This window comes from Nocardiopsis sp. MT53 (genome assembly GCF_019598965.1).
Taxonomy (GTDB): domain Bacteria; phylum Actinomycetota; class Actinomycetes; order Streptosporangiales; family Streptosporangiaceae; genus Nocardiopsis; species Nocardiopsis changdeensis.
This window is the reverse complement of the sequence record NZ_CP080601.1, coordinates 21,495-29,246: the sequence shown is the minus strand read 5'-3', so window position 1 is coordinate 29,246 and position 7,752 is coordinate 21,495. Positions and strand designations below refer to the sequence as shown.

Sequence of the window (7,752 nt, the reverse complement as noted above, 5' to 3'; positions counted from 1 at the left end):
GACCTGACCACCGCCCTGGGGCTGACGTGCTGCTCCATCGCGGTGCTGCTGGGGTGCGACCTGCTCTCCCGGGCCGGATGGGGACTCGTCGCCCGCCGCGAACGCGCCGACGGCACCCTCCGCCCGTAGACCCCGTGCGCTGGCCCTGACCACTCCCTCCCCTACCGGGACGGCGTGGTCGGGGGGACCGCACGGTCCACCGTCCACACCCCCGATCCGAAGGAGAACACCGTGTCCGAGACCGAGCCGCTGACCTACCCGCTGCTCCCGCTGGCGGTGGCCTGCCCCCGGTGCGGGTCCGGGCCCCGCCAGTACTGCACCAGCCACGGCGGCACCCGCCTGCGCCGCTCCGACGTGCACCAGGACCGCACCCGCGCCTACCGGGCGCCCCTGTCCACCGCCCGGACCGACGACGGGGGGCAGGAGCGGTGATCCGCCAGACCACGTGCCTGTCCGCCGGGGAGGCCGCGACCGTCCACCCCCTGGAGCTGGCCTGGGACGCTGCCGACCCGCTCGTGCTCACCCTGAGGTTCCCCCTCGATGAGGACGACGACCTCGCGATCGAGTGGGCGGTGGCCCGCGACCTCGCCGCCCGGGGCGTCGCCTCCTGGGCCGGGGACGGCGACGTGCGCATCCGTATCGCCTCCCTGGCCCTGCCGCACCTGGCGGTCATCGAGCTGCGGGACGCCGACACCGGCAAGTGGGGGCAGTTCCTCATCCGCCGCGAGGACCTGGAGGCGTTCCTCGCCGCCACCTACGAGGCGGTGCCCGCCGGCACCGAGGCTGTCGACGTCGACCACGCCCTGGCCCTGCTGCTCGACACGGGCGGGGGTGAGGGGTGATGGGGTTCCGCACCCGGGTCGCCCCGGCCGGTACCGACCCCTGGCCGGCCCCGCCGCCGTGGGTCGCCCAGGCCCTGTGCGCCAAGGTCGGCCGCCCCGCGGACTGGCACCCGGCCGACTCCGACACCGCCGCCATCGCGGCCGCCGTCATGGTGTGCCGCGAGTGCCCCGTCCGCGCCGCCTGCCTCGAGGACGCCATGGGCGCCCGGGGGCTGCGCACCGGCATCTGGGGCGGCCTCACCCTCCCCGAGCGGCGCCGCCTGCGCCGGGCCCGCACCAAGGCTGCGAAACTCCCCGCGGCCTGACCTCACCCTCACAACGAAGGGCACCCGCCGAGTCGAGATCGGCAGGTGCCCTTCCCCTTCCTACCACCGAGAGGACTGCTTCATGACCACCGCCACCGCGACCCGCACCGCCACCATCACCGGCTCCGCCGGCCACCTCGCCGACCAGATCGGCTGGGTCGCCGCCCACCTGCCCACCCGCCCCGCCGTCCCGGTGCTGGTGGGGGTGCGGCTGAGCGCCACCCCCGACGGGGCGGTGACCGCCCGCGGCACGGACTACGAGGTGTGGGCCTGCGCCGACCTGGACGTGGACACCGACGGGCTCGTCGACGTCGTCCTCCCGGGCCGTCTGTTGTCGGCGCTGCTGTCCTCGCTGCCGCGCCACCTCATGGTCACCCTGGCCGTGGACCACGACCAGGTGCGCGTCACCTGCGGCCCCACCCGTGCGAGCCTGCGCACCCTGCCGCTGGAGGAGTACCCGGACTTCCCGGCCTGGCCCGAGCCGCTGGGCACCGTGGACGCGCACGACCTCGCCCAGGCGGTGTCCCGGATCGTCGCGGCGGCGTCGACCGACGTTGAGCTGGTCGCGCTCACCGGCATTCACCTCGCCTTCGGCCCGCAGGGCATGCAGGCCGAGGCGACCGACCGGTACCGGTTCGCGCTGGCGACCGCGCCGTGGACTCCGACCCTGGACGGCGACGACACCACCCACACCGCGCTGGTGCCCGCCCTCACCCTGCACCAGACCACCAAGGCCCTCGCCAAGAGCGAGACCGTCAACATCGGCCGGGACGGCGACACGGTGTCCCTGACCGGTGACGGGCGCCGCTTGATGACCCGGCTGCTGGACGGGGAGTTCCCCACCTGGGAGCGCATGCACACGCTCGCCCAGGGCCAGGACATCGAGGTCGACGTCGCGATCACCGCCCTGCGCGACACCATCAAGCGCGTGTCGCTGTTCGCCGAGCGGACCACCCCGCTGCGCATCAGCATCACCGGGGAGGGCCTGGTGGTGCGCTCGGGCAGCGAGGACCTGGGGGCGGTGGCCGAGGACGTCGACGCCCACGTCGAAACCGACCGCGACCTGGTGGTCCACGTGCAGCCGCACTTCCTGACCGAGGCCCTGGCCGCGATCCCCGGCGAGACGGTGCGGCTGTCCTTCGGCCACCCCGAGAAGCCGTTCCTCGCCAGGCCCGGGGATGAGGAGCAGAGCGGTCTCATGTGGCTGGTCATGCCCGTCCGCCAGCCCACCGGGGGGACCCGGTGACCCCGCTGACCGACGACGAGGTGCGCACCCTGCTCGCCCCCGGCGAGGCCGCCGACGACCTCCTCCTGGTGGTCCTTTCGGCGCTCCGGCAGGCCGGGCACCAGGTGGACGTCACCGACGCCTACGGCATCGGCGCCCAGGCCGCCGCCGAGCTCCACGTCGCCGGCGGGCGCCGGATGCGCCTGGTCGCCGAACCCTGGTAACCCCGCGGCCGCCCCAGCAGGTGGGGCGGCCGCCCTGTTCCCCGAAGGAGTCCCATGCCCAAGCCCCGCATCACCGTCGACAAGATCGCCCGCTCCCCGGAGTGGGAGGCCGAGCTGGCCCGCCAGGGCCTGCGGCCCGCGCCCGGAACCGGCCGTGGCGCCGCCCGCCTGCGCGGCGCGGCCCTGCGCCGTGGCGAGGACCCCCGCTACACCGACCAGAGGAAGGACGCCCGATGAACACCACCACCACGCAGGCCGACCCGGCCCCGGCGGTGCACACCCACCCCGAGGTGCGTCGCGCCCACCAGGTCCTCCAGCGCGCCCTGGACGGGTGCGCCGACGAGCGCGTGCGCGAGGCGCTGACCCGGGCGGCCGCCGCGCTGCGCACCGACCCCACCCTGGTCCTGGAGGTGGACGGGCAGCGCACCGTCGACCTCATCGCCGAGCTGGTGCGCCAGCTCAAGCCCCTGGGGCGCCAGGCCGTCCTGGCCCGCGCCCATGCCCGGCTGCTGGCCGCCCCCGACCTGGCCGAGGCCGACCGCCAGCGCCAGATCGCCCAGCTCGGCAAGGTCGACCTGTCCGCCGTCGACCGTGAGGAGGAGGTCCTGGAGCGGCTGCGTGCCCGGGCGCTGGCCCTGGCCGGCCGGGCACGCGCCGACTGGCGCGACCCCGAGCACCTGCGGCGCCTGGCCCTGCAGATGCTGCCCCCGGAACAGGAGCTGGAGGAGATCGCCTGGGCGCTGCGCAGGTCGGTCAGCGCCGCGGCCGCGCTGGCCCCGGACGCCCCCGAGGTGCGGCGGCTGCTCACGCTGGCCGAGCAGATCCACCCCTGAGATGCCCGGCCAGGCCCCCGGATGGGCGCACTGCGACGACTGGATCCCCGCGGACGCGATCCCGCTGCCCCCGGGCACACCCGTGGACTGCCCCGGGTGCCGACGCGTGCGCACCGCTCACGAGGGCCCGGTCCTCTACGCTGACCGCCAGAACTGACCCCCCGGAGGAACCTCATGACGTTCGAGCTCCACAGCGAGTACCAGGCTTCGCGCAAGATGGCCGAACGCCTGGCCAAGCACGCCGCGGACCAGGCCGACCCCCACCCCGATCGGGCAGCGGCGCTGGCCGCCGCCGGCCAGGTGTACGCCACCTTGGCCCTGGCGGCCGCGACCAAGCTCGCGGCCGAACTCGCCGAAGACGACGACTAGGAAGGCGACTGTGGAAGCCGTGTTCTACCACGCGCTCTACGGCGCGCTGGACTACTACTGGCACCGCTACGGCACGGACATGGACACCTGCGACATCCCTCCGTCCCTGGTCCGGATGGTCGGGGAACACGCCCAGGAGGCCCCCGCCGCCCTGGCTGCGGACCTGGACGCGGCCTTCGAGATGCTCGATGGGGCCGGGGTGCCCAGGGCGTCCGCCCTGGCGTGCCTGCGCCACAACCTGACCCATCCCGACTTCCCCCGGGCAGCACTCACCCAGACTCGCGGCCTGCTGGCCTCGCTGGAGCTGCACGGCGCCGCGACCGGGCACTGACCCCCGCACACCGCCCGGCCCCGCGCCCCGGAACCCCCGGGGTGCGGGGCTTTTCGTGTTGGGCGGTCGCGGAAAGTTCACGGGAACCCTCGCACACCACCCCCAACCGTGGAACACTATGTTCCAAGCACGGAACAAAATGTTCCAGAACCGAGGAGGGGTCATGCCCGACGCCCAGTGCACCATCGCCCGCGCCCTGATCACCTGGCAGGGGGCCACCACCGAGGTCCAGGGCCTGCACAACGACGCCCACCACATGCCGGACTGGGCGTGCGAGGACCGCGTCACCGAACACCTGTGGGGCCTGTCCGAGCCCGTCACCGCCCAGGCCGCCCCCACCCCCGAGGGCGGGGTGGTCGTCTCCTCCCCGCACCTGCCCGCGGCCCTGCACGCCATCGCCGCCGCCATGGCCGCCCGCGGCCTGCTCTCCGAGCGCCTGGACCGCGAGCGCGAGTACGGGTGGGGCCAGCGCCCGCCCCGCGACGGCTCCCCCGCCACCGTCGTCCTCCTGGACCCCGACGGCCGCGTGCTGGCCCAGGCCAGCAGCGACGACCACCCCGACGGCGTCCGCGACAGCCTGCGCGAGGCCGCCCGCGCCCTGGCCCTGGCCGAGGAGCGGGTGACCACCCTCATCCAGCGCGGCCACGACCTGGCCCTGGCCGACCGCCAGCTCGCCCGCCTGGCCGGACCCTCCCACACCCAGATCCGGCGGGTGCGCGAGCGCCCCCGCACTGCCCAGCTCCTGGAGCGCGACGCCGAGCTGGCCCTGGACCGGGCGGGCCTGCCCCGCACCGCCCCCGGCCCGGTCTCCTCCGGCCCCCTCCCCCAGGGCCTGGCGCTGCACGTGCGACGCGAGCGCGCCACCTCCGCCGACGCCCCGGCCGCCTGGCGGGTGTCCCTGACGGTCGTGGGCATGGGCCACCCGGACCGGCGCCCCGACGCCCTGGCGTTGCTGGAGCAGGGGGCGGCCGCGCTGCGCGGGGCCGGGCTGGCCCTGGACCACCAGCCCCCGGTCAGCGCGAGCGACACCGGCCGCTACACCGTCACCACCTGACCCCCGCACACCGCGAAGCCCCGCCCTCCGGACCACCGGAGGGCGGGGCCTTTTTTTGTGCCCACCTTTGTAATGACACAAAGGGTCACTCATGATATGGCCCACTTATCGTGAGTCAGGAAGGCGCTCCCGGACCCCCGGAAGCGGTATAGGAATACGGGCTCGCGGGGGTGTGGCCACCCCTGGGCGGAGGGTGGCCAGGGGTGGCCACGCTTTGTCCGGGGGCACGTGCCGGGAACCCCGGACACGGGACAGCCGGGGCGGCCATCCTGGACGGTGACCCCCGAACCGAGGAGACCGCCGTGCCCGATGGCCACGACCGCGACCGCCTGACCGACGAGCTGGCCACCCTGCTGGCCGAGGTGTCCGCCCGAGTCCGCCCCCGCCTGCTCGCCGACCCCGGCGACGACGCCCTGTGGGCGGTGCGCGAGGCCGCCGCCGGGCTGCGCCACCTGCTCAGCGGCGATCCCGGCCGCCTGGCCGCCGCGACCGGCCACCTCGAACGGGCCGCCGGCCACGCCCGCCAGACCGCGCCCAGGACCGACCGGCCCCGCCCGGACCGCCCCTGACCCCGTGGCCAACCCTGGCGCCCAGGCGTGGCCACGGGGCTGGCCACCCCGGGCGGACGTGTCCGCGCCCACGGGGTAGACCCCGGGCATGACCCATGCGGAGTTCGGCGAGCCCGACGAGGTGTCCGACGCCCAGGCCGCCGACGACGAGGCGTGGCTGGACTCCCTCCCGGCCGGACAGCGCGCCCTGCTGGAACTGGTCATCGCCCGGATGTGCGAGGCGGCGAGGGACAGCACCCACCGCCCCCGGAGGTGAGCCTCACCCCGTGGGCGGCAGGCCGGGGCCCGGCGGCCCGCCGGCCACGTCCACCGGCTCCTCCTCCCGGACCGGGCAGGGGCGTTCCCCGCCCCAGTGCGCAGGCCCCGCCGGGTAGGTGCGGGTGAGCGCCGCGCGCATCGCGCCCCGCGATCCGCCCCGCCGCTCCGCGGGGCCCGCCGCCGTCTCCTCTTCCATACGGCCCATGGTCGACCCGAGACCCGGTATCCACCGGAATCGGACGACATACGTCACTGACGACACACTCCGTGACACTAGGCAGGCACCACCCGATCCAGCAGGACCAGGACCAGCACATACGTCACTGACGAATCACTCCTAGGCACTAGGACACAACCGTCACTGACGAATTGCACCTAGGCATCATGCGGCCGGGGGCGCGTGGCGGGGCCCTGGCGGTACGAGGGGGCTCCCGCCCCCATCGACCCCCGGCACCGGACGGGAACCCGGCGCGACACCGGACGTGCGGGAGAGCCGTTTCCACGCGCCGGAACCCCGCCCGGACCGAACGGGGCGAGGACAGCGCGCGGGTGATCCGTATGAGCGCAGGTATCCCTCCGGGATAAGCGTCACTGACGGATGTGAGGCGAGTGAGCCTTTGTATCGCTGGCGAGATACCAAGGCTCACCGGGAAAACCTTCGTCAGTGTCGGTAGGGTCCCGCCATGGAGCACACCCCCACGGCCGACGACGGCCAGGCCCCCGAGCACCGCGTGATCGAGACCGTCCGGGAGAAGGTCATCCGCCGCACCTGCGGATGGTGCGGGAAGGACATCGCCCCCCGCGCCCACGGCAAAGGCAGGCCGCGCACCTACTGCTCCCGGTCCTGCCGCCAGCGCGCCTACGAGGTCCGCACCGCGAACGAGCGCCTGGAGCGCGACCGCGCCGCCGGCACCGCCCGGGCCGCCGACGACCCCGTCCGCGAGGTCGTGGAGCGGGTCGTCACCCGGACCACGGTGGTGCCCGTGGCCGCCCGCTCGGCGGCGGACCCCTGGACGCCCCGCCACCTCCAGGACCCCGAGCCCGCGCGGGAGGGGGACCTGCCGCGGCCGCGCGAACTCCAGCGGCTCCTGGCCCGGGTCGCCGCCGCGATCGCCCAGGGCGCCTACAACCCCTCGGAGGTGGACCGGATCATGCGGGGGGCGTCCCAGGTGCAGACGGCCGGGGACCGGTACGTGGACGCGCTCCAGGAGCGGTTGCGGGGCGGGGGCGGAAGGAACCGTCACTGACGGAAAAGAGGAAGGCGACAGCACCCAGGTATCGCAGCTACCGGCGTGTCGGCGTGTCGCACCGCCCGCGGCCGCCACGGGGCGCGCGTTGACTCCCTGGTTGACGGGTGGCGTTGAAACCGGTGAGTAGCCCCCGGCCGCCAGGCATCCCGGGCAGGATGGGGGCCATGACGACCAACACCCCCTCCTCCGGCCCGTCCGGGACGGTCTCCGTGCGCCTGGTGGGCGGCCACCCCCGCTGGGCCGGGCAGGTCCTGGAAGTCCCCCGCGCCGAGGTGCACGACGCCCCGCTCGAGGACGTCGGCGCGTTCCTGAAGATCGAGGACGGGTCCTACCCCGACCACCTCGCGATGACCGAGGGCGTGGACTGGCGGGCCCACTACGCCCCCGTCGCCGACGACGACCGGCAGGTGTGGCGGTTCCAGGGGTGGGTCCCCTCCTGACCATCGGCACAGGTCAACCGGCCTGCCAGCACACCAATACACCGGTGTAAAG

The 7,752-nt window shown here is 74.9% G+C and carries 15 protein-coding genes; 14 read left to right on the top strand and 1 reads right to left on the bottom strand.

The annotated features are described in order from the left end of the window. The first annotated feature begins 231 nt into the window (after window positions 1-231). The 12 genes from K1J57_RS33080 (at window position 232) to K1J57_RS33025 (ending at window position 6,008) form a co-directional block, all read left to right on the top strand. Window positions 232-432, top strand: coding sequence for a hypothetical protein (locus tag K1J57_RS33080; protein WP_220566144.1), 201 nt, complete (start codon window positions 232-234; stop codon window positions 430-432). Further along, window positions 429-842, top strand: a complete 414-nt coding sequence (locus K1J57_RS33075; RefSeq protein WP_220566143.1) for an SsgA family sporulation/cell division regulator — start codon at window positions 429-431, stop codon at window positions 840-842. The genes K1J57_RS33080 and K1J57_RS33075 overlap by 4 nt, the downstream gene beginning before the upstream one ends. Then, entirely contained in the window at window positions 842-1,147 is a 306-nt protein-coding gene (locus K1J57_RS33070; RefSeq protein ID WP_220566142.1) for a WhiB family transcriptional regulator, read from the top strand. Before K1J57_RS33075 ends, K1J57_RS33070 begins: the two co-directional genes overlap by 1 nt. Window positions 1,148-1,229: 82 nt before the next feature. Beyond that, on the top strand, window positions 1,230-2,393 hold the full coding sequence (gene dnaN / locus K1J57_RS33065; RefSeq protein WP_220566141.1) for a DNA polymerase III subunit beta: 1,164 nt from the start codon (window positions 1,230-1,232) through the stop codon (window positions 2,391-2,393). After that, window positions 2,390-2,596, top strand: a complete 207-nt coding sequence (locus K1J57_RS33060; RefSeq protein ID WP_220566140.1) for a hypothetical protein — start codon at window positions 2,390-2,392, stop codon at window positions 2,594-2,596. The genes dnaN and K1J57_RS33060 overlap by 4 nt, the downstream gene beginning before the upstream one ends. A 54-nt stretch (window positions 2,597-2,650) precedes the next feature. Continuing rightward, the gene (locus K1J57_RS33055; protein ID WP_220566139.1) at window positions 2,651-2,833 is read left to right on the top strand and encodes a hypothetical protein; all 183 of its coding nucleotides are present in this window, start codon (window positions 2,651-2,653) and stop codon (window positions 2,831-2,833) included. Continuing rightward, the gene (locus K1J57_RS33050; RefSeq protein ID WP_220566138.1) at window positions 2,830-3,429 is read left to right on the top strand and encodes a hypothetical protein; all 600 of its coding nucleotides are present in this window, start codon (window positions 2,830-2,832) and stop codon (window positions 3,427-3,429) included. The genes K1J57_RS33055 and K1J57_RS33050 overlap by 4 nt, the downstream gene beginning before the upstream one ends. Before the next feature lie 174 nt (window positions 3,430-3,603). Further along, window positions 3,604-3,798, top strand: coding sequence for a hypothetical protein (locus K1J57_RS33045; protein ID WP_220566137.1), 195 nt, complete (start codon window positions 3,604-3,606; stop codon window positions 3,796-3,798). Between the two features lie 10 nt (window positions 3,799-3,808). Continuing rightward, complete coding sequence (locus tag K1J57_RS33040; protein WP_220566136.1) at window positions 3,809-4,129, top strand: hypothetical protein; 321 nt, start codon at window positions 3,809-3,811, stop codon at window positions 4,127-4,129. A 163-nt stretch (window positions 4,130-4,292) separates the two neighbouring features. Then, window positions 4,293-5,183: a hypothetical protein gene (locus K1J57_RS33035; protein WP_220566135.1), complete on the top strand. Its 891-nt coding sequence runs from the start codon at window positions 4,293-4,295 to the stop codon at window positions 5,181-5,183. 302 nt (window positions 5,184-5,485) lie between these two features. Then, complete coding sequence (locus K1J57_RS33030) at window positions 5,486-5,752, top strand: hypothetical protein (protein ID WP_220566134.1); 267 nt, start codon at window positions 5,486-5,488, stop codon at window positions 5,750-5,752. An 88-nt stretch (window positions 5,753-5,840) separates the two neighbouring features. Beyond that, window positions 5,841-6,008 (top strand): hypothetical protein, encoded by a 168-nt coding sequence (locus K1J57_RS33025; protein ID WP_220566133.1) that lies wholly within the window; start codon window positions 5,841-5,843, stop codon window positions 6,006-6,008. Window positions 6,009-6,011: 3 nt separating this feature from the next. On the opposite strand, the gene K1J57_RS33020 is transcribed toward K1J57_RS33025, so the two are convergent. Continuing rightward, window positions 6,012-6,206, bottom strand: coding sequence for a calcium-binding protein (locus tag K1J57_RS33020; RefSeq protein ID WP_220566132.1), 195 nt, complete (start codon window positions 6,204-6,206; stop codon window positions 6,012-6,014). 487 nt (window positions 6,207-6,693) lie between these two features. On the opposite strand from K1J57_RS33020, the gene K1J57_RS34230 reads away from it, so the two are divergent. Both K1J57_RS34230 and K1J57_RS33010 read left to right on the top strand, forming a co-directional pair. Beyond that, window positions 6,694-7,257, top strand: a complete 564-nt coding sequence (locus tag K1J57_RS34230) for a hypothetical protein (RefSeq protein ID WP_220566131.1) — start codon at window positions 6,694-6,696, stop codon at window positions 7,255-7,257. A 167-nt stretch (window positions 7,258-7,424) separates the two neighbouring features. After that, window positions 7,425-7,700 (top strand): hypothetical protein, encoded by a 276-nt coding sequence (locus K1J57_RS33010; RefSeq protein ID WP_220566130.1) that lies wholly within the window; start codon window positions 7,425-7,427, stop codon window positions 7,698-7,700. Window positions 7,701-7,752: the final 52 nt, after the last annotated feature.

What these genes read in the sequence shown, in the direction of transcription:
- K1J57_RS34230 (WP_220566131.1), top strand. Translation starts at nt 6,694, where the DNA reads ATGGAGCACACCCCCACGGCCGACGACGGCCAGGCCCCCGAGCACCGC.
- K1J57_RS33055 (WP_220566139.1), top strand. Translation starts at nt 2,651, where the DNA reads ATGCCCAAGCCCCGCATCACCGTCGACAAGATCGCCCGCTCCCCGGAG.
- dnaN (WP_220566141.1), top strand. Translation starts at nt 1,230, where the DNA reads ATGACCACCGCCACCGCGACCCGCACCGCCACCATCACCGGCTCCGCC.
- K1J57_RS33050 (WP_220566138.1), top strand. Translation starts at nt 2,830, where the DNA reads ATGAACACCACCACCACGCAGGCCGACCCGGCCCCGGCGGTGCACACC.
- K1J57_RS33045 (WP_220566137.1), top strand. Translation starts at nt 3,604, where the DNA reads ATGACGTTCGAGCTCCACAGCGAGTACCAGGCTTCGCGCAAGATGGCC.
- K1J57_RS33070 (WP_220566142.1), top strand. Translation starts at nt 842, where the DNA reads ATGGGGTTCCGCACCCGGGTCGCCCCGGCCGGTACCGACCCCTGGCCG.
- K1J57_RS33035 (WP_220566135.1), top strand. Translation starts at nt 4,293, where the DNA reads ATGCCCGACGCCCAGTGCACCATCGCCCGCGCCCTGATCACCTGGCAG.
- K1J57_RS33020 (WP_220566132.1), bottom strand. Translation starts at nt 6,206, where the DNA reads ATGGAAGAGGAGACGGCGGCGGGCCCCGCGGAGCGGCGGGGCGGATCG.
- K1J57_RS33010 (WP_220566130.1), top strand. Translation starts at nt 7,425, where the DNA reads ATGACGACCAACACCCCCTCCTCCGGCCCGTCCGGGACGGTCTCCGTG.
- K1J57_RS33025 (WP_220566133.1), top strand. Translation starts at nt 5,841, where the DNA reads ATGACCCATGCGGAGTTCGGCGAGCCCGACGAGGTGTCCGACGCCCAG.